This is a genomic window from Tardiphaga sp. P9-11, from assembly GCF_008329525.1.
In the GTDB taxonomy this organism is placed as follows: Bacteria; Pseudomonadota; Alphaproteobacteria; order Rhizobiales; family Xanthobacteraceae; genus Tardiphaga.
The window spans coordinates 756,409-776,548 of sequence record NZ_NPKQ01000002.1; the positions used below are offsets into that span (position 1 = coordinate 756,409).

A 20,140-nucleotide genomic window follows, 5' to 3' on the forward strand; every position below is an offset into this window, starting at 1 on the left:
GGCCTACTTCAACGCCTCGGCGATGATCTTCCGCACGTCGATCTCCATCCGCACCCGCTGCGACGGGGCCTGCGTCATCACCAGCACGAACATGTCGTTCTTCGGATCGACCCAGAAGAAGGTGCCGCCGACGCCGTCCCAGCGATATTCGCCGACCGGGCCGGGCTCGCTCGCGAGCTCTTTCGTTCGCACGGCAAAGCCGAGGCCGAAGCCGCTGCCGGCGCCCGGAAAGTAATAGTAATCGCGCTTCACACCGCTATCAGGCCCGACGTGATCGCGCGTCATCTCTGCCACTGTTTCCGGTTTGAGATAACGCTTGCCGTCAAGCGTGCCGCCATTGAGCAGCATCTGCAGGAACCGCACGTAGTCCGCCGCCGTGCCAACCAGACCCGAACCGCCCGCCTCCCATCGCATGACTTCCGCGGGATCATGCATACCGACAACCGGGCCAACCATGCGATCTCCCGGAAATGGCTCGGCCACACGCGAGCGCCGTTCGCCATCGGTGATGTAGAACGAGGTGTCCCGCATCCCCAATGGACCGAACAGCCGTTCCTCCAGGAAATGATACAGCGACTGGCCGGATACGACTTCGATAACGCGGCCGAGAATGTCGGTGGAATGGCCATAGTCCCACAGCGTGCCGGGCTGCTCTGCGAGCGGAAGCTTCGCGATGCGATCGGCCCAGGACGCGTTGTCCCAATCGCGGCCGAAAATATCGAGCTCCGCATAGCGCTTGCGCGCGGGATCGTCGCCATAGAAACCGTAGGTGATGCCCGATGTGTGCTTGAGCAGATCGGCGACAGTGATCGGCCGCTGCAACGGCACCAGACCGGAGGTTGCGTGTTCATCGCCCGGCTTGGTGTAGATGCCGACCTTCGTGTTCGCAAAGGATGGAATATATGTCGCAACGGGATCGTCGAGGTGCAGTTTGCCATCCTCGACCAGCATCATCGCGGCTACCGAAGTGATCGGCTTCGACATCGAATACAGCCGGAAGATAGCATCCCTCGTCATCGGATGCCCGCTGTCGAGATTGCCGAACACGTCCGAATAGACCGGCTTGCCGTGCTGTTGCACCAGCACCACCACGCCGGGAATCTTCCGCTCCGCGACCTCGCCAAGAAAGTAGCGATCGAGCTCCAGCAATTTCTCGGCAGAGAATTCGCGCGCGATGGATTGCGATTTTTCGGCCCGGGCCGGCGGCGAAGGCGCGATAACAGTGCCGACGCAGCAGAGCGTCAGCAGCAGGAGTGCGGCGCGCCTATTTCTCCAGCGCTTCATAGACCAACAGCTTCAATGATCTTTGTATGCGTTGCCGCTCCGATGGCGTCTGCTCCAGCAGGATGAAAAAGAAATCCTGCTTGGGATCGATGACAAAATAGCAACCGCTGGCACCGTCCCATTTCAATTCGCCGAGCGACCCCGGCGGCGGCGGCTTGGCATTGCCGGGATCGGTGCGCACGGCAAAGCCATAACCGAAACCGAAACCGTCGCCGGGGAAATACAGATAGTCGCGTGCAATGCCGGAGTCCTTGCCGATATGATCCGTGGTCATGTCCTTGAACGTCGCCGCGCTCATGAAGCGCTTGCCGTCATATTCGCCACCGTTCAGCAGCATCTGCGCGAATTTTGTGTAGTCCGCGAGCGTCGATACCATGCCGCCGCTGCCGGATTCCCATTTTCGATAGGTGTCGGGGCGCCCCTGTCGCCCGGTGCGGAAATCGCGATCCCAGGCCATCGGTTTGGCGAGCATGAATTCCTTCGACTTCTCCTTCACGAAGAAGCCGGTGTCCTTCATGCCGAGCGGTCCGAGAAACGCCTGCTCCTCATAGCCTAGCAGCGACTTGCCGGAGACGATTTCGATCACGCGGCCGAGAATATCGGTGGAATGGCCATAGTCCCACAGCGTGCCTGGCTGGTGCTCCAGCGGCAATTGCGCGATGCGGTCGGCGAATTCCTTGTTGTCGAAATCGCCGCTGTAGATATCTGCATCGCCATAGGCGCGTCGCACCAGGCTTTCGCCATAAAAGCCGTAGGGGATGCCGGACGTATGCAGCAGCAGGTCGCGGATCGTCACCGGACGGTTGGGCGCGACGATGTCCAGCGCCTTCTCGCCATTCTCCAGCTTCTTCTCGACGCCGACCTTGGCCTTGGCAAAGGACGGAATGTATTGCGAGACGGGATCGTCGAGCTTCAACTTGCCCTGATCGATCAGCATCATCGCCGCGAAAGACGTGATCGGCTTGGTCATGGAATGCAGCCGGAAGATGGTGTCATCGGTCATTGGCTGCTTCGTGTCAGGATCGCGGACGCCGAAGAATTCCTTGTAGACCGGCTTGCCGTGCTGCTGGATCAGGACGATGGCGCCAGGGATCTTGCCGTCGGCGATCTGCTTGCGGAAGAACTCGCCAATGGCAGCCAGCTTCTTCTGCGAGAATTTTGCGCCGGCGGGAATGTCGAATGTGCCCTCAGCGGCGAAGCGATCCTGGGCGATAGCGGGCGATCCGGCGAGCAGCAGCGCTCCGCAAAGCAGCGCGCGTAGTCTGTGCCGCAAATTCATCGCCGCTCCTTTTGCCTGATCAGAGGAGTGTAACGGCGGGGCAGTCTCAGACAAGGGGAAGTGCGCGGGCGAGCGCGAGGCGATGCAGATCCGCTGATGGCTCGGAAAAGCAGCAGAAGGTGACGGCTGTGACCACCGGCGCGTCTTTCAGCGTCTGGATGACTGAGCCGACGGCGATGGGAGCCGCACGGGCGGCCGGAAAACCATAGACACCGGTGGAGATGGCTGGAAACGCAACGGAGGCCAGGCCATGCGCCTGACACAACATCAGCGCCTGCCGGTAGCAGGACGCCAGCGCCTCATCCTCGCCGCTCCGGCCACCATGCCAGACCGGACCCACCGCATGAATCACATGTGCTGCCGGTAATTTGTAACCTTGGGTGATTTTGGCATCGCCTGTCTCGCAACCCCTGAGGGTGCGGCATTCGGCGAGCAAGTCGGGGCCGGCAGCCCGATGGATAGCGCCGTCCACGCCGCCGCCTCCGAGAAGCGACGAATTGGCCGCGTTGACGATGGCGTCAACGCGGAGAGTCGTGATGTCGGCCACGACAACGTCCAGCGTCGCGGTGCCGATTTGTCGACTTGAAATCAGGCCGAGGCCGGGGCGGCAATCACGCCCTTCTCGGCCAGCAGGCTCTGCAACTCGCCAGCCTGGAACATCTCACGGATGATGTCGCAACCGCCGACGAACTCGCCCTTCACATAGAGCTGCGGAATGGTCGGCCAGTTCGAATAGGTCTTGATGCCGTCGCGCAGATCGGCGGATTCGAGAACGTTGAGGCCCTTGTAGCCCACGCCAACGTGATCGAGGATCTGGACCACCTGGCCCGAGAAACCGCACTGCGGAAATTGCGGCGTGCCCTTCATGAACAGCACCACGTCGTTGGTCTTCACTTCGTTCTCGATGAATTGCTCAATGCTCATGTCACGTCCCTGTTCAAGGTCCAGATTCAAGGTCTGGAGTTGGCGGCCCAGCCATCGGGCGAACCGCCCGGTCAGACTTGTCATATATGTAGCCGAATCCGTTCCGCACCCCAAGTCTTAAGGACAGGGTCAAAAGCCTGAAATCACAGGCATTGGGCGCCCCATTGCCGGCCCGCCCCGATCACTTTTCCGCAGTTTTTGCCAAGTCCCGCCGCGCCAAAGATCATATGACGACAGGCCTTTTATAACTGATCCGACGACCTATTTAGGACAAGCCGCTCGGGAACCCATCTCCAAGAGCAACGTTCTCTCCAAAATCGGAGACTTTCGTGACGAATCCAGCTTCCGCCGTGAGTTCAGGCATGAGTTCAGGTACCGCGTCCCCAGCGTCCAAATCCGCCCCCGCTGGCGCACTGTCCCAAAGACTGGGTGACGCCTTCCTGACGGTCCGCAACGAAACCGAACGCCGCGCCGCCCCGCTCTCCCCGGAAGACCAACTGGTGCAATCGATGCCCGATGCCAGCCCGGCGAAATGGCACCGCGCCCATGTGACCTGGTTCTGGGAGCAATTCCTGCTCGGCGACCACGCCCCCGCTTACAAGGTCTATCACCCCGATTACGCCTATCTGTTCAATTCCTATTACGTCTCCGCCGGCCCGCGCCATGCCCGCGCCCAGCGCGGCCACCTCACCCGGCCCGGTGCCGAGGAAGTGACCGCCTATCGCAAACACGTCGATGCGGCCGTCATCAAATTCTTCAACGAGACCTCCGACGACAAGCTGACCTCGTTGATCCCGCTTCTCGAAGTCGGGTTCAATCACGAACAGCAGCATCAGGAGCTGATGCTGACCGACATCCTGCATGCCTTCGCGCAGAACCCGATCCCGCCAGCCTATGATGCCGACTGGCGGTTTCCGGCGTCGACCACATCGGGCGATGCATGGACCACGCTGACCGAGGGCATCCACACCATCGGTCACCAGAGCGATACGTTTCATTTCGACAATGAAAAACCGGCGCATCGCGCGCTTGTCGGCCCCGTCAAGCTCGCGCGCAATCTCGTCACCAACCGCGAATGGCTCGCCTTCATGGCGGCCGGCGGTTACGAGGAAGCCACGCTGTGGCTGATGGATGGCTTTGCCGCTGTGGCCCGCGAGGAATGGCAGGCGCCCGGTCACTGGCGCAAGATCGATGGCGAATGGCAGATCATGACTCTCGCCGGATTGAAGCCGATCGATCTCGACGCGCCAGTTTGCCATGTCAGCTATTACGAGTGCGACGCTTTCGCGCGCTGGAGCGGCAAGCACCTGCCCACCGAAATGGAATGGGAAGTGGCGGCGCGCGCCGGCCAGCTCAACGATGCCTTTGGCATCGTCTGGCAATGGACGCGCTCCGCTTACGCGGCCTATCCGGGCTACCGCGCCATCGAAGGCGCACTCGGAGAATACAACGGCAAGTTCATGATCAATCAGCTGGTGTTGCGCGGCTCGTCGCTGGCGACACCGGACGATCACAGCCGCGTCACCTATCGCAATTTCTTCTATCCCCACCATCGCTGGCAATTCACGGGCCTGCGGCTGGCCGATTACGGCAGCTGATTTCCGACATCATCACCGCGCTTCGAAAGCGTTGAGGAGACTGACATGAACGTTCATGCCCCGTTGGCACTGTCGCTGCTGAATGCCTCGGCCTCCGCATTTGCGGCGGACGTCGCTGAAGCCCTGTCGCAGCACCCGAAAAAACTGTCCCCGAAATACTTCTATGACGAGGCTGGCTCCGAACTGTTCGAGCAGATCACCAAGCTGCCGGAATATTATCCGACACGCACCGAGCTCGGCATCCTCCGCTCGCGCGGCAAGGACATCAACGCGATCATCCCGAAGAATGCCGCGCTGATCGAATTCGGCGCCGGGGCCACCACCAAGGTGCGGCTGCTGCTGGATGAATGCGATTTCGGCGCCTATGTGCCGGTCGATATCTCCGGCGACTTTCTGCACGCACAGGCCGCTGAACTGCGCAAGGATTTCCCAGGCTTGAAGGTGCTGCCGGTGAATGCCGACTTCACCGCTCCCTTCGACCTTCCCCCTGATATCCGGATGATGTCGAAGGTCGGCTTCTTCCCGGGCTCAACGCTCGGTAATTTCGAGCCGCACGAGGCCTGCGCCTTTCTGCGCTCCGCCCGCGCCATTCTCGGCAAGGATGCATTGATGCTGATCGGCATCGATCTCGAAAAGGACGAGAAACTGCTGCACGCCGCTTATAACGACGCGGCCGGCGTCACCGGCAAGTTCAACATGAATGTGCTGGTGCGCATCAACCGCGAACTCGGCGGCGATTTCGATCTCGGCGCCTTTGTGCATCGCGCGATCTACAATCGGGAGCGCCACCGCATCGAGATGCACCTGATCGCCAAGGAGCCACAGACCGTGCACGTGCTCGGTCGCAGTTTCAACTTCCGCGCCGGCGAGAGCATCCACACCGAGAGCAGCTATAAATACAGCATCGAGCGTTTTGCAGCGCTGGCCCGCGGTTCGGACTGGGAGCCCAAGGCGTCATGGACCGACGCGGACAAGCAGTTCTCGGTGCATGCGCTGATGGCGGCGGAGTGAACTTACTCGACCTCGCCCCGCTTGCGGGGAAAGGTCGAAATGCGCGCACCACAATTCGCGTGAAGGGGAGTCAGAGTTTTACTCAGAAGAGCCCCTCACCCAACCCTCTTCCCCACAAGCCACGCGAAGCTTGCCAGGGGACGAGGGAGCGACAGTGCTTCGCTACGCCTCCGGCACACCCGTCTGCAGCGCCAGTGCGTGCAGGACGCCGCCCATCTGGCCTTTCAGCGACTGATAGACGATCTGGTGCTGGGCGACGCGGGATTTACCCCGAAAAGACTCCGAGATCACGGTTGCCGCGTAATGGTCGCCGTCACCGGCCAGATCACGGATCGTCACCTGCGCGTCGGGAATCGCGGCCTTGATCATGGTCTCGATATCGCGGGCGTCCATCGGCATTAATCGGGTCTCCAGAAAGGTTCGAATCGCGGCCAGTCGCTGCCGCCTCGGACTGCAAGCCTATCGCGACTGCCGCATGACGTCACGGCTTTCTAACGATAATCCCTCGCATGCCCCTTTTAAAGGCCGGAGGGATCGCACATCTGAAGAAGTGAAATATGACCGTTACAATGCGACTGCATGAGGGTTTGACCATGAAGCTTCCCGGCCCGGACCACCCGATCACCATTGCGCCCGCTGGCAAACACATCCGTGTTTCTGCCGGGGACGTCGTGATCGCCGACACGACCAATGCCCTGACCCTCAAGGAGGCCAGTTACCCCGCAGTGCTGTATATCCCCCGCGCGGACGCCAATATGGACGCGGTATCGCGCACCGACCGTGTGACGCATTGCCCGTACAAGGGCGACGCGAATTATTACAGCATCAAGACCGGCGACAAGGTTCTCGACAACGCGATCTGGACCTATGAGACACCGTTTCCGGCGATGGCCGAGATCAAGGATTATCTCGCATTTTATCCAGACAAGGTGAGAATCGAGGAAGTACCGGCTTAACCTCCCGTTTGATTTTTCGGCCGATTGCCGAAGCGGTCTGAGACATTTATCATAGCGGCGCGCATCACTGATGCGTCCGGCGACGCCTGTTGCGCGCGGAAGCGAGGGGGCTCGCCGTTCACATGTCAGACCGTAACGCTGCGCTCGATCGGGCCCGCACTTTCGTCACGCTGCTCGTGCTGGCGAACCACGCCGCTGTCGCTTACACTGCTTTCGGCCGCTATTACCCGAACCACTATCTGTGGTCGTCGGCGCCGATCGTCGATAGCCAGCGCTGGATCGGCTTCAACATCCTGACGCTGTTCAACGACACGTTTTTCATGTGTCTGATGTTCATGCTGTCGGGCCTGTTCGTCTGGCCGAGCCTGAAACGCAAGAGCATCGGCCACTTCCTGCGCGACCGCGCGCTGCGCCTCGGCCTGCCCTTCCTGGCGATGATCTTTGTGCTGATGCCGATCGCCTATTACGCGTCGTTCAGCCTGTCGACGCACAAGACCGGCTTTGTCGAATTCTACGTGAACAATTTCAAACAGGGCCAATGGTTCGCCGGCCCCGGCTGGTTCATCTGGTATCTGTTGTTCCTCGACCTTGTCGCGATCCCGGTCTTCCTGTTCGCACCACGACTGGTGGACGGCATCAACCGGCTGTCGATCCGTGCCTTCGAACGACCGTGGTTGTTCGCCGCCGCGCTCGCCGTCATCGCGGTAATCTCCTATGTGCCGTTCCTGTTTACGGTCGGCGCTGTCCGCTGGTTCAGCTGGGGCCCCCTGCAGGTCCAGTTCAGCCGCATGGCGATCTATGGCGTGTTCTTCTTCGCCGGCATGGGCATTGGCGCCGCCAATATCGACCAGGGCCTGCTGGCCCGCACCGGCGCGCTGGCGCGGCAATGGCTGTGGTGGACCATCGCCGCCGCCGCCTCCTTTGGCTCGCTCGCTTATCTCGTTAACTTCCGCCGCATGAAGCTCGCCAATCTCACTGGCGCGCCGCCGTTCTGGTGGCAGTCGAGCTATGGCGTGATCTACGCGGTCGCCTGCACGCTGATCTGCCTCGCAGTGCTGGCGCTGTTCCTGCGCTTCGGCCAGCGCGAGAAGAGCATCTTCGACCCGCTGCGCGGCGATGCCTATGGCATCTTCGTGCTGCACTACATCCCGATGCTGTGGCTGCAATATGCGCTGCTGAACGCGCCGCTCGGCGCCGGGTCGAAGGCACTGATCGCCTTCGCGGGCACGCTGGCGGCGAGCTGGGCAGCGACAAGGGCACTGCGGCAGATCCCGGGCGCAACGCGCATACTGTAGCGTCGTCACACCGGCCTTTCCACATTCCAACATGAACGACGATCTGCAGGAGACCAGCATGTGCGCGCGTAACGGCGACAAGGCGATCAATCTTCTTTTCAACGTCACGCCGGCGCTGTTCGAGGACTATCGCGAACCCATTCTGGATGCCCTCCGGCGCCGGAGCATCGACGCACGAGCCAGTCTCCTGGGTGACATTGCGCATCAGGACGTGGACTACATCATCCACGCGACGGGTGGTCCCATCACCGATTTCGCCCCTTTCAGCAATGCGCGCGCCGTATTGAGCCTTTGGGCCGGTGTCGAGAAGATCGTCGGCAATGCGACGCTGACGCAGCCTTTGTGCCGCATGGTCGATGATGGGCTGCGGCAGGGTATGGTCGAATGGGTCGTGGGCCACGCCCTGCGCGCGCATCTCGGGATGGACCGCTATGTCTGTCAAAAGCCGCTGACGTGGGCGCAGCATGTTCCGCCACTCGCCACAGATCGATCGGTGACGGTGCTGGGTCTCGGCGAATTGGGATCGGCTGCGGCGACGGCGCTTGCCCAACTCGGCTTTCGCGTCACCGGCTGGAGCCGCAGTACGCACGAGGTTTCAGGCGTCCGCTGTGTCGCGGGATCGGAGAACCTGCCGCAGGCGCTGGCCTCGGCGGAAATCCTCGTGGGACTGCTGCCTCAAACGTCGGAGACCCTCGACCTCCTGAATGCCGAGCGGCTGGCGCTTTTGCCAAGGGGGTGTTTCATCCTGAATGCCGGACGCGGCACGCTGATCGACGATGACGCCCTCATCGCAGCACTCGACAGCGGACAAGTGGCCCAGGCGACGCTGGACGTCTTCCGCACCGAGCCCGTACCATCAGGCCATCCGTTCTGGTCGCATCCGGGGGTGACGATCTCACCGCACGTCGCAGCAGCAACGCGTGTTGGAACGGCAGCCGAGAACATCGCAGACAATATCGTGCGCGCGCAGAACGGCACGCCGCTGATGAATTTGGTCGATCGGACGCTGAGCTATTGAGACGCTGGCGTGGCGCCTCCGCGACCACGTCAGAGATCGACGACCACATCGCCCTCGGGCCGCGCGCAGCAGATCAGCACATTGCCGGCCGCTGGCAAATCGACAGGATCCGGCTGGTACGCGACTGTCCCGGCCACAAGCCCGCTTTCGCAGGAATGACAGACGCCCGTGCGGCACGACCACCGCACCGGCACGTCGCATGCTTCGGCAAGCTCAAGCAGGTTCTGAAACGCCGGCCCCCAATGCACGTTCAGGCCGCTGCGTGCGAACGACACCATTGGTCCGTCGCCGACCGCTCCTTCCGGAAGATGCGGAGGTCGCTGCGGAAGGGCTGCGATACCCGGGGTGCTTGAGGGACCGGCGCCGAATAGTTCGGCATGAATGCGAGCCTTGGCAATCCCCAAGGCTGCAAGCCCCGCGGTCAGTTCGCTGATGAAGGCCGTCGGCCCGCAGATGAAGAAATCGGCATCGCGCGGGACATCAAGCTCGCGCAGCGCTGCGATATCCAGATGGCCCTGGGCATCGAAATCCACACCCAACCGGTCTGCGGGATCGGGGGCGCTGTAGCGGGTGTGGCGATGACCGTGCGCCAGAGTGTCGAGCATGGCTCTGGCTTCCTGGGCAAACGGATGCTCGCGTCCATGGCGGGCGCCGTGGAGCCACCAGATATTTCGCGGCGACGCCTCGGCCGCCAATGCGTGCAGCATCGCCATGACAGGCGTCACTCCGACTCCAGCACTCAGCAGCACAACCGGACCATCGCCCGGCCGAAGCGTGAAGCTGCCGCGGGGCGCACTCACTTCCAGCACGTCACCGATCTGCACGTTCTCGTCGATATAGCCGCTCGCGACGCCGTGCGGCTCGTGCTTGACGCTGATGCGATAGCTGCTGTCGCTGGGTTCGCCGGATAGCGAATAGCTCCGCAACAGCATGGGTGTGCTCGGCGACGCCTGCAGACGCAGCACGACGAACTGCCCGGGAAGCGCTGCGGCCAGCGGATGTTGATCGGCGGATTCAAACACCAGCGACATCACGCTGCCGCTTTCACGGACCTTGCGCGCCACGCGGAGCGGACGGAAGCCGACCCAGGCCGGCGGCGCGGATGCGGGACCAAGCCCGGCATTTCCCGTCGCTTCGCCATTGTTCTCTTGTGCGAGCAGCGCCTCGAAGGATCCGCGCCAGCCCGCGCTAAGCGCGGGAATGCGTAGTGCGCGCACGAGCTCGTTGCGAGGATGACCGGGCCTGTAAAGCAGCGCGTCGATCTCTGCGACACTCATGCGCTCAGCACCGGCCGTGACCTGAACGATCTCGTCGCCGGCCCCGACCTCGCCCTCCTCGATGACACGTAGATAGAAACCGGGCCTGCCGCGCGCCACCAGCAGCGCGGCCATTTGCGGCTCGTTCATGCGGATGCCGACGCGATAGCAGGTGACACGCGGTTGCGTCACCTCGAACAGCGCGCTGCCGATCCGGTAGCGGTCGCCGATGCAGACCTCGCGGTCGGTCAGGCCATCGACGGTGAAATTCTCGCCGAATTGTCCGTAGCTAAAATCATTGCGGCCGAGTTCGCTCTGCCAGAAGCGATAGGAGTCCATCTGATAGACGAATACAGCCCGGTGCTCGCCGCCATGGCCGGCCAGGTCGCCCTGCCCGTCGCCATCGATATTGAGCCGGCGGACCATGCGCCGCTCTTGAACCGGCGCTTTCCAGATCGCGGTGTGAACGGTCTTGCCCTGCCACGCAATATCACGCGGCAGGCCCACATTGACCGAAAGCAAGCGAGCCATCACTTCCTCCGCAAGCGGTTGAAGTGCGATGCGACTGCGCTTGTGCCGGTGCGCCTTACGACGCCTTGCCGCTCATATAGTTCGGCAACCAGCTCTCATGCGCATGCTGCAACGCCTTGATATCCACCGCGCGTTCGCCGGCAATCGCCACCGCATGGCCGCCGGTCTTGCCGATCTGCACGCAGGGCACACCAACATTCTTCAGCTTCGACAGCACGGTCAGCAGCTGATCTTCCGCGACAGCCACAATGTAGCGCGCCTGATCCTCGCCGAACCAGAACGCATGCGGCACCGTCGATGACGGCGCGGCATCGAGCTTGGCGCCGATGCCCGAGGCCATTGCCATTTCGGTGAGTGCGACCAGGAGACCGCCATCGGCGATGTCATGCACGGCGGTCGCGGTGCCCGCATGGATCATGCCGCGGACCACATCGCCGTTACGTTTCTCGGTGGCGAGGTCGACCGGCGGCGGAGCGCCCTCTTCCTTGCCGCAGATGTCGCGCAGATAGACCGATTGGCCGAGCCAGCCCTTGGTCTCGCCGATCAGCAGGATCGCTTCGCCGGGCTTCTTGAACGCCAGCGTCGCAGACTTGGTGAAATCGTCGAGCACACCGACGCCGCCGATCGACGGCGTTGGAAGAATGCCGCGGCCGTTGGTCTCGTTGTAGAGCGAGACGTTGCCTGACACGATCGGGAAGTCGAGCGCGATGCAGGCTTCCGCGATGCCCTTCAGGCAGCCGACGAGCTGGCCCATGATCTCCGGCCGCTCGGGATTGCCGAAGTTGAGATTGTCGGTGACCGCCAGCGGCTTGCCGCCCACGGCGGTAATGTTGCGCCAGGCTTCAGCGACGGCCTGCTTGCCGCCCTCGGCGGGATCCGCCTCGCAATAGCGCGGCGTGACGTCGACGGACATCGCGAGACCCTTGGGGCCGTCCTCGATGCGCACCACCGCGGCATCGCCGCCCGGGCGCTGCACGGTGTTGCCGCCGATGACGTGGTCATACTGTTCCCACACCCAGCGCTTCGAGCACAGTTCGGGCGTGCCGATCAGTTTCTCCAACGCATCCGGGATCGACGACGGCGCGGCGATGTCGCGCGCATGAACCACCGGCAACACCGGTGACGGCACATGCGGACGATCATAGAGCGGCGCTTCGTCGCCCAATTCCTTGATCGGCAGGTCGGCCATCACCTTGCCGCCATGCTTTACGACAAAACGCAAAGTCGGCGTGGTGTAGCCCACGATGGCGAAGTCGAGGCCCCACTTCTTGAAGATATCCTCGGCCTGCTTTTCCTTCTCGGGCTTCAGCACCATGAGCATGCGCTCCTGGCTTTCCGAGAGCATCATCTCATAGGCGGTCATGCCCTCTTCGCGGGTCGGGACCATGTCGAGATTGAGCTCGACGCCGAGGTCGCCCTTGGCGCCCATCTCGACGGCAGAGCATGTCAGGCCCGCAGCACCCATGTCCTGGATCGCGATCACGCAATCCGCAGCCATGATTTCGAGGCAGGCTTCCAGCAGCAGCTTCTCGGCGAAGGGATCGCCGACCTGCACGGTGGGACGCTTCTCCTCGGAATCCTCATCGAATTCGGCCGAGGCCATCGACGCGCCGTGAATGCCGTCGCGGCCGGTCTTGGAGCCGAGATAGACGATCGGCATGTTCACGCCTGACGCCGCGGCGAGGAAAATCTTGTCGGCATCGGCGAGACCGACGGCCATCGCGTTGACGAGGTTGTTGCCGTCATAGCGCGTATGAAACCGTGTCTGGCCACCGACAGTGGGCACGCCGAACGAATTGCCATAGCCGCCGACGCCAGCAACGACGCCCGACACGAGATGACGGGTCTTCGGATGTCCCGGTGCACCGAATGACAGCGCATTGAGGCAGGCGATCGGCCGCGCGCCCATGGTGAAGACGTCGCGCAGGATGCCGCCGACACCCGTAGTCGCGCCCTGATAGGGCTCGATATAGCTCGGGTGGTTGTGGCTCTCCATCTTGAACACGATGGCCTGGTTGTCGCCGATATCGATCACGCCGGCATTCTCGCCCGGCCCCTGCAGCACCCACGGCGCCTTGGTGGGCAGCCCCTTCAGATGGATGCGCGAGGATTTATACGAGCAGTGCTCGTTCCACATGGCCGAGAAGATGCCGAGCTCGGTGAACGACGGCTCGCGGCCGATCAGTTTCAGGATGCGCTCGTACTCGTCGGGCTTGAGGCCGTGGGAGGCGACGAGTTCGGGAGTGATCTTTGGCTCGGTCATGGGGTCTCTTGGCTCTGTAAGGCTTCTTCATAGGGAGATCGGAGCATGCGGAAAAGGCCTATTCCGGCCCGTTCCCCGCATGTCCCAAGCTTTGCCCGGGCAACGCCCTTACTGCTCGAAAAACAGCCTGCATAAGGCCCTGCGCCGGCGCCGGATTGCGCCCGCCGGATGGATCGGATTTAACACTTTTCGCAGCCAATCCAAGGAGTTCAGACCGTGAATGTGCCCGCCGATGCTACCATCCCGTTCCACGCCGACGCCTATACCGCGACGGAGGGGGAATTTGCGGGCTGGACCACCTGGAAGCGGGATTCCTTCGAATCGGTCTCCGGCCCGTTCTGGCACAAGGTCGAGGCCGATGGCTCCGTCCGCTGTGCCTTCCGGGTCGAGAAAAAGCACCTCAACGGCATGAAAAACGTTCATGGCGGCTGCTTCATGACCTTTGCCGATTATTGCCTGTTCGCGCTGGCGTCCCGCGAGTTGCAGGGTCCGGGCATCACCGTCTCGTTCGGCTGCGAATTCCTCGATGCCGCCCGCGAAGGCGAGCTGGTCGAATGCCACGGCGAAATGACCCGGATCGGCGGCTCATTGATCTTCCTGCGCGGAATCCTGAAAGCCGGCGAACGTTCGCTGCTGACCTTTTCCGGCACCATCAAGCGCGTGAAGAAACGCCCGAGGCCGGCGGCCATCGCGGCGGAGTGACCGGGGCCGATTGGCGGGCATTGGCGCATCCTGCTAGGCTCACTCGCGACACAGGCGGGCATCGACATGCTGAGTTCATTCGAACGGCTACGTCATCCGGCAAACGCGGATCTCCTGATCGCGGCGGACGACGAGCACGCGGCAGTCGCCGGCCGCGGCGATTACGCCATGCCGTGGCACTGGCATGATTGCCTGATGTTCATCCTGCCGAGCCGCGGGACGATCGAACTCAAGCACGAAACCGGACGCGAAGGCACGTGGCTGTCGCAGGACCGGTTTGCGATCGTCCCGGCGAACCAGGCGCATGAGACGCGCGCAGGGATCGGTGCGCACAGCCACGTCGCCATCTATGCAACCGGCTCCGTCCTCAAGCGCCTCGAAAGAGAGAACGGCTCGCTGAGCGAATTCCGCCGCAGGACATCGACGACCCGGCTGTTTCGCCGGTCAGACAGACTACGCGCCCTGCAGGCGCTGCTGGTCGGGGATGGCAGGCATGCCTATGGCAATGCCCATGTCCAACATGGACTGTCCTCTGCCCTGCTCGTTCAGTGCATCGCCGAGGCTCTGACCGGCGACGCCGTATCCAGTGCCTCCCATCGCGAACACGGCATGACGTTGGTCGCAGAGCTGAGGGACTATCTCACCCTTCATGCCGACCGGGATGTTCCGCTCGATGCCCTGGAAGAACGGTTCGGCATTTCGCGGCGTCACATCACCCGACTGTTTCGCGCGGGGACCGGCGCGTCGATCGGCGAATTCCAGCAACGGATTCGCCTCGACAATGCCAACGAGCTGTTGAAGGCTACAGATCTTCCGATCGGCGAGATCGCGCTCCGTGTCGGCTTCGACAGCGGCGCGGCGCTCGCCCATGCGATGCGCCGGGCAGACGGCCAATCGCCAAGCGAAGTCCGCAAGCGGATGGCCCGGCCGATCAAAATCTAGGGCCCGCTGGAACGCGCGCCGCAGCAACATCCTCCGTAGCTTGATGCCGTTGAATTCCGCGCAGCGTTGGCTGAGGCGTATTGCGAACGCGCGAGGCTGCTAGAGGGTGCAAACATGATGACGACATCTCCCGAACCGCAGGTTCGATTTGTCAGTGTCTTTGCGGCAGGTCCGCAGGGCGGCAATCCCGCCCCGATCGTGATCGACGCTGCCCGCATGAGTGATGCAGAGATGCAGCAGGTCGCACGCGACTACGGTCACGAGAGCGGATTTGTATTGCCGCCCCCAGCGGATTCCGGCTGCGATTTCGAGTTTCGCTTCTGGGTGCCCAATCATGAGATGTCCATGTGCGGACATGCCACCGTCGGCGCGACATGGCTGCTTCAACGGCTCGGCCGGCTGCAACGCGATCGGATCAAGATCCTGACAAAGAGCGGCCGCGTCCATGCGCGGATCAGCCAATCAGACGAACAGGATATCTCGGTCGAGGTCTCGCAGCCCACAGGAATCGTCGAACCGATCCCCGATACACCCCGAAGCGTCGACGACATTCTCGACGTCCTCGGTATCGGCGCCGACTGCCTTGCGCCGTTCCCGATCCAGAATGCACGCACCAGCCGGATCAAGACCCTCATTCCGTTGAAGAGCGTCGCGATCCTCGACGGGCTGAAGCCTGACTTCTCGCGGATGGAGCGGGTGTGCAACAGCATCAACTCCACGGGTCTCTACCCCTACGCCGTGTCCGACCAGGACGCGCAGGTCATCGATGCGCGGCAGTTTCCGAGCTCATCGGGCTACCCGGAAGATGCGGCAACAGGCATCGCGGCCTCCGCTTTGTCCTTCGGTCTCCTGGCGAACCGGATGGTGGACGCGTCGGAACGCCAGATCACCATTCGCCAGGGACGCGCCATGAATCGCCCCTCCGCGATCAAGGTGCGCTTCAGCTTCGACAACGGCGATCTCAACGGCTGCTGGCTCGGCGGCGCCGTTCAGCCGACCGAATGCGAGAAGATTGCGTCATGACGGGCCCGGGACAGCCATCGGCTTTCGAAGCCGACTATGGCTTTGAGCGAAGCGATGTTCGCCTTGGGAACTGGCGTCAGGCCCCCTGGAACGTCTGGGCATTCCGTCACGTGTCCGAACTCATTCCGACGGCACATATCGCTGCAACGCCGGGACTAATCGAGGATCCGTCCGTCGACGCCAGAGATCTCATCAAGCAGGCATTCCCCACCGACGGAGAAACCGCGACGATCAAGGACGTTCTTCGCAAGACTTCAACTGACGCCCTCGTTGTGATGAAATCCGGCCGTGTCGTTGCGGACTACCATGCGCCGAATTTCACCGAGCGATCACGCCACATTCTGTTCTCCGCGAGCAAATCGGTGACATCAATCGTCGCCGGAATCCTGCATGGCGACGGACTGATCGATCTCGACGCGACCGTCGCGCACTATGTTCCCGAACTCAAATCCTCCGCCTATTCGGACGCGAGCCTGCGCGATGTCCTCGACATGCGGGTCAGCCTCGATTTCGAGGAAACCTATCAGGATCCCCGCGGCGATTTCGCGCGGTACCGCCGCGCCGGCCTGCTCGAGCCGTCAGTGCCGGGAGATACTCCGGACTCACTGATCGCCTTCCTCGCTACGCTGCAAAAGGGCCCCGGCGACCATGGCGGCCCCTTTCACTACTGCTCGCCGAATTCGGATGTGCTGGGGCTGGTGATCGAGCGCGCCTCAGGCCAGCGTTTCGCCGACTTTGCCGCCGCGCGTTTGTGGCAGCCACTCGGCGCGCGGCAGGATGCCTATATCACCGTCGATGCGATCGGCAGCGCCCGGACCGGCGGCGGCTTCTGCATGACCCCGCGCGACCTCGCCCGCATCGGCGAGATGATGCGACTGGGCGGCACCACCAACGGCCGCCGGATCGTCTCGCAGGACTGGGTGATGGATACGATCACGAACGGCTCCGCCAAGGCCTGGCGCGCAGGCAAGTTCGTCGAATGGCTGCCGGACGGCCGTTATCGCAACAAATGGTATCAGACTGGCGATGCGAGCGGCGCGTTCTTCGCCCTCGGCATTCACGGGCAATATCTCTATGTGAATCCGCGCGCCGAACTGGTCGTCGCAAAATTCTCGTCGCAACCGGAGCCGGTGAACAACGACCTGAAACGGCTCAACCTCGCGCTGTTCGATACGCTTGCGAGATTGTGCTGATGAAGCGGCTGCTTGAACCGTCCGTCGCCGCAATACTGCGATTTGTCACTGGCGGAGATCGGCTCCGCGCCTAGCGATCGTCCGAGCGAACGGACGAAGGATGCCGGCACAAGGGCGTCACGCTGATGCGCATGAAGGGGAAGAGCGGCAATGTCGACAGAATATCGTGCAGCGCCTCATTGCTCGCCACATCGAAGATGCTGACATTGGCGTAACGTCCGGCAACCCGCCAGAGATGGCGCCATTCGCCGCTCTTCTGCAGCTCCTGCGCGCGTTCACGCTCGGTCTTTTTCAGTTGCTCGACCACCTCGGGGGCGAGACCCGGCGGGATCTGAACGTCCATTTCGACCTGGAAAAGCATCGATCATACTCCTGTTGTTGCGCCGGCCGGTTGAACGCGTGGCGCGTAACCGTCGCGGCGGAAGAATGCGACGCGGTCCATATCCAGTTCGACGCCGATGCCGGGCGCCGTCGGCACCTGCAACACGAAGTCGCCATAGCGGAGCGGCGTCGCGAGGATTTCCTCGGTCAGAAGCAGCGGGCCGAACAATTCGGTGCCCCATGCGAGTTTCGGCAGCACGGAGAAGACCTGGGCCGACGCCGCGGTGCCGACACCGCCTTCCAGCATCGTGCCGCCATACAGGCCGATGCCTGCAGCGTCTCCGATCGCAGCCATCTTCACCGCATCGTACAGACCACCTGCCTGATTGATCTTCAGAGCGAACACATCGGCGGCGCCCCGTGAAGCAACATCGAAGGCGTCTGTCGTGCCATGCAGTGCCTCATCCGCCATGATGGGTACGGCATAGCGACCGCTGAGGCGGGCCTGTGCACCGCGATTGTCGCGCGACAAAGGCTGCTCGATAAGATCCACACCGGCCGCCTCCAAGGCGGGAATGCCGCGCCGTGCCTCGGGTTCGCTCCAGGCCTGGTTCACGTCGACCCGCACGCTGGCGCGATCGCCGAGGGCGCGCTTGATGGCCGCCACATGCGCCACGTCATCGTCCACGGATCGCAGACCGATCTTCAGCTTGAAGATATTGTGGCGGCGCGCATCGAGCATCCGCTCGGCTTCCTCGATGTCGCGCGTGGTATCGCCGCTGGCCAATGTCCAGGCGACCGGCAAGGTGTCGTGCTGGCGCCCGCCAAGCAGCTCCGACACCGGCAGACCGAGGCGCTTGCCGAGCGCATCCAGCAGCGCCGTCTCCACCGCACATTTGGCGAAGCGGTTGCCTTTGACCCGTCGTTTCACGTCCGCCATGAGCGCGGCGACGCGTGACGCATCCATGCCGATAATGGCCGGAGCGATGTAGGTGTCGACGGTCAGCTTGATGCCCTCGGGACTCTCCTCGCCGTAGCTGAGACCGCCGATGGTCGTGCCCTCGCCGATGCCGACCGTTCCGTCGGAGCAGCGGATGATGACCAGGACCAGGGTCTGGCTGTTCATCGTATGCATCGACAACCGATGGGGACGAATCGTCGGCACATCGATCAGGATGGTCTCGACCCCGTCGACGCGGACTGCCACGCTGGTGCTCATGAAGGCATTTTCCTGTTGTCCATGGATGGGCCTCGAACGGATCGCCGCGACCTTCCCGGCGCCCCGTCGCTTTGCCATCCGCTATTGCGCGCTACTTCTTGATCAGCGGGCAGCGCGAAGCCGAGAGCGGCTGGAACGCGTCGTCGCCGGAAACAGTTGCAAGCAGCTTGTAGTCGTCCCAGCGCGCCTTCGATTCCGACGGCTTCTTCACTTCGAACAGGTACATGTCGTGCACCATGCGGCCGTCCTCGCGGATCCGGCCGTTCTTCGCGAACATGTCGTTGATCGGCGTGTCCTTCATGGCCTTCATCACGGCCGCTGAATCGGTGGTGCCTGCCTTCTTCACCGCGTTCAGGTAGGTCGTGACGGACGAATAGACGCCTGCCTGCGCTGATGTCGGCGCGCGCTTGGTCCGCTCCATGAAGCGCTTTGCGAATGCGCGCGTTTCGTCGTTGAGATCCCAATAAAACGCCTCGGCCAGCAACAGCCCCTGCGCGGTCTCAAGTCCGACGCTGTCAATGTCGGAAATGAACGCCAGCAAGGGCGACAGCTTCTGCCCGGACTGGGTGATGCCGAACTCGGCCGCCTGTTTGATCGCATTGATGGTGTCGCCACCCGCATTGGCGAGGCCGATCACGCTTGCCTTGGAGCTCTGCGCCTGGAGCAGGAATGACGAAAAATCCGAGGTGTTGATCGGGTGCTTCACGCTGCCAACAACCTTGCCGCCGGCCTTGACGATAACGTCGGAGGTGTCGCGGGCCAGTTCCTGGCCGAATGCGTAGTCAGCCGTGAGGAAGAACCAGCTATTGAGCCCGCGCTTCACTGTAGCCAGACCAGTGACGCTGGCCAGCGCATAGGTATCGTAGGTGTAGTGGACGATGTAGGGACCGCACGCCTCGTTGGTCAGCCTGACCGCGCCGGGACCATTGAACATGATGATCTTGCCGCGCGTCCTGGCCATTTCCGCCGCAGCCAGCGCCGTGGCAGAGCCAGCCACATCGACGATGGCCTCGACACCCTGGTTGTCGAACATTTCACGGGTGAAATTAGCGGCCAGATCGGACTTGTTGAGATGGTCGGCGACCACGATCTGGACCTTGCGCCCGAGAACCTCGCCGCCGAAATCCTCGACGGCCATCTTGGCTGCGGTCTCGCTGCCCGGGCCCGTAATGTCGGCAAAGAGGCCGGACATGTCGAGGACGGCGCCCAGCTTCAGCGGCCCGGTGCTCTGTGCCATGGCCGCCGAGGTGGCGGCGACCATGACCGATGTCATCAGACCCGAAAGTAGCTTCTTCACATTATTCTCCATGCGCGCGCTCACCCTG

At 62.5% G+C, this 20,140-nt stretch carries 19 protein-coding genes; 9 read left to right on the forward strand and 10 right to left on the reverse strand.

The window, feature by feature from the left end:
- Positions 1-3 precede the first annotated feature (3 nt).
- From CIW50_RS10040 to grxD, 4 genes are read right to left on the reverse strand one after another with little or no spacing between them, the layout of a single operon-like run.
- On the reverse strand, positions 4-1,284 hold the full coding sequence (locus CIW50_RS10040; protein WP_149531077.1) for a serine hydrolase domain-containing protein: 1,281 nt from the start codon (positions 1,282-1,284) through the stop codon (positions 4-6).
- Entirely contained in the window at positions 1,265-2,563 is a 1,299-nt protein-coding gene (locus CIW50_RS10045; protein WP_149531078.1) for a serine hydrolase domain-containing protein, read from the reverse strand. The genes CIW50_RS10040 and CIW50_RS10045 overlap by 20 nt, the downstream gene beginning before the upstream one ends.
- 46 nt (positions 2,564-2,609) lie before the next feature.
- Positions 2,610-3,152 carry an O-acetyl-ADP-ribose deacetylase gene (locus CIW50_RS10050; RefSeq protein ID WP_149531079.1) on the reverse strand — a complete coding sequence of 181 codons (543 nt, stop codon included), beginning with the start codon at positions 3,150-3,152 and terminating at the stop codon, positions 2,610-2,612.
- Positions 3,152-3,487 carry a Grx4 family monothiol glutaredoxin gene (grxD, locus tag CIW50_RS10055; RefSeq protein ID WP_068736311.1) on the reverse strand — a complete coding sequence of 112 codons (336 nt, stop codon included), beginning with the start codon at positions 3,485-3,487 and terminating at the stop codon, positions 3,152-3,154. Before grxD ends, CIW50_RS10050 begins: the two co-directional genes overlap by 1 nt.
- A gap of 362 nt (positions 3,488-3,849) precedes the next feature.
- Between grxD and egtB the strand changes: the two genes are divergently transcribed.
- Both egtB and egtD read left to right on the forward strand, forming a co-directional pair.
- Entirely contained in the window at positions 3,850-5,085 is a 1,236-nt protein-coding gene (gene egtB / locus CIW50_RS10060; protein ID WP_149531080.1) for an ergothioneine biosynthesis protein EgtB, read from the forward strand.
- Positions 5,086-5,130: 45 nt separating this feature from the next.
- Positions 5,131-6,096 (forward strand): L-histidine N(alpha)-methyltransferase, encoded by a 966-nt coding sequence (gene egtD / locus CIW50_RS10065; RefSeq protein WP_149531081.1) that lies wholly within the window; start codon positions 5,131-5,133, stop codon positions 6,094-6,096.
- A 162-nt stretch (positions 6,097-6,258) separates the two neighbouring features.
- Here the strand turns inward: egtD and CIW50_RS10070 are convergent, their stop codons facing one another.
- Positions 6,259-6,495: a BolA family protein gene (locus CIW50_RS10070; RefSeq protein WP_068735968.1), complete on the reverse strand. Its 237-nt coding sequence runs from the start codon at positions 6,493-6,495 to the stop codon at positions 6,259-6,261.
- Between the two features lie 194 nt (positions 6,496-6,689).
- Here CIW50_RS10070 and CIW50_RS10075 point away from each other — a divergent pair, with 194 nt between their 5' ends.
- The 3 genes from CIW50_RS10075 (at position 6,690) to CIW50_RS10085 (ending at position 9,365) form a co-directional block, all read left to right on the forward strand.
- Positions 6,690-7,052, forward strand: a complete 363-nt coding sequence (locus CIW50_RS10075) for a DUF427 domain-containing protein (protein WP_149531588.1) — start codon at positions 6,690-6,692, stop codon at positions 7,050-7,052.
- Positions 7,053-7,174: 122 nt separating this feature from the next.
- On the forward strand, positions 7,175-8,347 hold the full coding sequence (locus CIW50_RS10080) for an acyltransferase family protein (protein WP_149531082.1): 1,173 nt from the start codon (positions 7,175-7,177) through the stop codon (positions 8,345-8,347).
- 31 nt (positions 8,348-8,378) lie between these two features.
- Positions 8,379-9,365, forward strand: a complete 987-nt coding sequence (locus CIW50_RS10085) for a 2-hydroxyacid dehydrogenase (protein ID WP_197738359.1) — start codon at positions 8,379-8,381, stop codon at positions 9,363-9,365.
- 29 nt (positions 9,366-9,394) lie between these two features.
- Here the strand turns inward: CIW50_RS10085 and CIW50_RS10090 are convergent, their stop codons facing one another.
- On the reverse strand, positions 9,395-11,152 hold the full coding sequence (locus tag CIW50_RS10090; RefSeq protein WP_149531083.1) for an MOSC and FAD-binding oxidoreductase domain-containing protein: 1,758 nt from the start codon (positions 11,150-11,152) through the stop codon (positions 9,395-9,397).
- A 55-nt stretch (positions 11,153-11,207) separates the two neighbouring features.
- On the reverse strand, positions 11,208-13,415 hold the full coding sequence (gene purL, locus CIW50_RS10095) for a phosphoribosylformylglycinamidine synthase subunit PurL (protein ID WP_149531084.1): 2,208 nt from the start codon (positions 13,413-13,415) through the stop codon (positions 11,208-11,210).
- Between the two features lie 222 nt (positions 13,416-13,637).
- Between purL and CIW50_RS10100 the strand changes: the two genes are divergently transcribed.
- The 4 genes from CIW50_RS10100 to CIW50_RS10115 all read left to right on the forward strand — a co-directional run bounded on the left by CIW50_RS10100 (position 13,638) and on the right by CIW50_RS10115 (position 17,275).
- A complete protein-coding gene (locus CIW50_RS10100) occupies positions 13,638-14,117 on the forward strand; it encodes a PaaI family thioesterase (protein WP_502707479.1) in 480 nt (159 codons plus the stop codon).
- 66 nt (positions 14,118-14,183) lie between these two features.
- Complete coding sequence (locus CIW50_RS10105; RefSeq protein ID WP_149531086.1) at positions 14,184-15,059, forward strand: helix-turn-helix domain-containing protein; 876 nt, start codon at positions 14,184-14,186, stop codon at positions 15,057-15,059.
- A gap of 114 nt (positions 15,060-15,173) precedes the next feature.
- Positions 15,174-16,082: a PhzF family phenazine biosynthesis protein gene (locus CIW50_RS10110; protein ID WP_246664210.1), complete on the forward strand. Its 909-nt coding sequence runs from the start codon at positions 15,174-15,176 to the stop codon at positions 16,080-16,082.
- Entirely contained in the window at positions 16,079-17,275 is a 1,197-nt protein-coding gene (locus CIW50_RS10115) for a serine hydrolase domain-containing protein (protein WP_149531087.1), read from the forward strand. The genes CIW50_RS10110 and CIW50_RS10115 overlap by 4 nt, the downstream gene beginning before the upstream one ends.
- A 70-nt stretch (positions 17,276-17,345) precedes the next feature.
- Here the strand turns inward: CIW50_RS10115 and catC are convergent, their stop codons facing one another.
- The 3 genes from catC to CIW50_RS10130 form a co-directional block, all read right to left on the reverse strand.
- Entirely contained in the window at positions 17,346-17,636 is a 291-nt protein-coding gene (gene catC, locus CIW50_RS10120; protein ID WP_149531088.1) for a muconolactone Delta-isomerase, read from the reverse strand.
- Positions 17,637-17,639: 3 nt separating this feature from the next.
- Entirely contained in the window at positions 17,640-18,815 is a 1,176-nt protein-coding gene (locus tag CIW50_RS10125; protein ID WP_149531089.1) for a muconate/chloromuconate family cycloisomerase, read from the reverse strand.
- 91 nt (positions 18,816-18,906) lie between these two features.
- Complete coding sequence (locus tag CIW50_RS10130; protein WP_149531090.1) at positions 18,907-20,112, reverse strand: ABC transporter substrate-binding protein; 1,206 nt, start codon at positions 20,110-20,112, stop codon at positions 18,907-18,909.
- Positions 20,113-20,140 lie beyond the last annotated feature (28 nt).

Excerpts from the sequence above, each read along its gene's own strand:
- CIW50_RS10110 (WP_246664210.1), top strand. The coding sequence starts at position 15,174 with ATGATGACGACATCTCCCGAACCGCAGGTTCGATTTGTCAGTGTCTTT.
- CIW50_RS10075 (WP_149531588.1), top strand. The coding sequence starts at position 6,690 with ATGAAGCTTCCCGGCCCGGACCACCCGATCACCATTGCGCCCGCTGGC.
- CIW50_RS10080 (WP_149531082.1), top strand. The coding sequence starts at position 7,175 with ATGTCAGACCGTAACGCTGCGCTCGATCGGGCCCGCACTTTCGTCACG.
- CIW50_RS10125 (WP_149531089.1), bottom strand. The coding sequence starts at position 18,815 with ATGAGCACCAGCGTGGCAGTCCGCGTCGACGGGGTCGAGACCATCCTG.
- egtD (WP_149531081.1), top strand. The coding sequence starts at position 5,131 with ATGAACGTTCATGCCCCGTTGGCACTGTCGCTGCTGAATGCCTCGGCC.
- catC (WP_149531088.1), bottom strand. The coding sequence starts at position 17,636 with ATGCTTTTCCAGGTCGAAATGGACGTTCAGATCCCGCCGGGTCTCGCC.
- CIW50_RS10090 (WP_149531083.1), bottom strand. The coding sequence starts at position 11,152 with ATGGCTCGCTTGCTTTCGGTCAATGTGGGCCTGCCGCGTGATATTGCG.
- purL (WP_149531084.1), bottom strand. The coding sequence starts at position 13,415 with ATGACCGAGCCAAAGATCACTCCCGAACTCGTCGCCTCCCACGGCCTC.
- CIW50_RS10115 (WP_149531087.1), top strand. The coding sequence starts at position 16,079 with ATGACGGGCCCGGGACAGCCATCGGCTTTCGAAGCCGACTATGGCTTT.
- CIW50_RS10040 (WP_149531077.1), bottom strand. The coding sequence starts at position 1,284 with ATGAAGCGCTGGAGAAATAGGCGCGCCGCACTCCTGCTGCTGACGCTC.
- CIW50_RS10045 (WP_149531078.1), bottom strand. The coding sequence starts at position 2,563 with ATGAATTTGCGGCACAGACTACGCGCGCTGCTTTGCGGAGCGCTGCTG.
- egtB (WP_149531080.1), top strand. The coding sequence starts at position 3,850 with ATGAGTTCAGGTACCGCGTCCCCAGCGTCCAAATCCGCCCCCGCTGGC.
- grxD (WP_068736311.1), bottom strand. The coding sequence starts at position 3,487 with ATGAGCATTGAGCAATTCATCGAGAACGAAGTGAAGACCAACGACGTG.
- CIW50_RS10105 (WP_149531086.1), top strand. The coding sequence starts at position 14,184 with ATGCTGAGTTCATTCGAACGGCTACGTCATCCGGCAAACGCGGATCTC.
- CIW50_RS10085 (WP_197738359.1), top strand. The coding sequence starts at position 8,379 with ATGAACGACGATCTGCAGGAGACCAGCATGTGCGCGCGTAACGGCGAC.
- CIW50_RS10070 (WP_068735968.1), bottom strand. The coding sequence starts at position 6,495 with ATGCCGATGGACGCCCGCGATATCGAGACCATGATCAAGGCCGCGATT.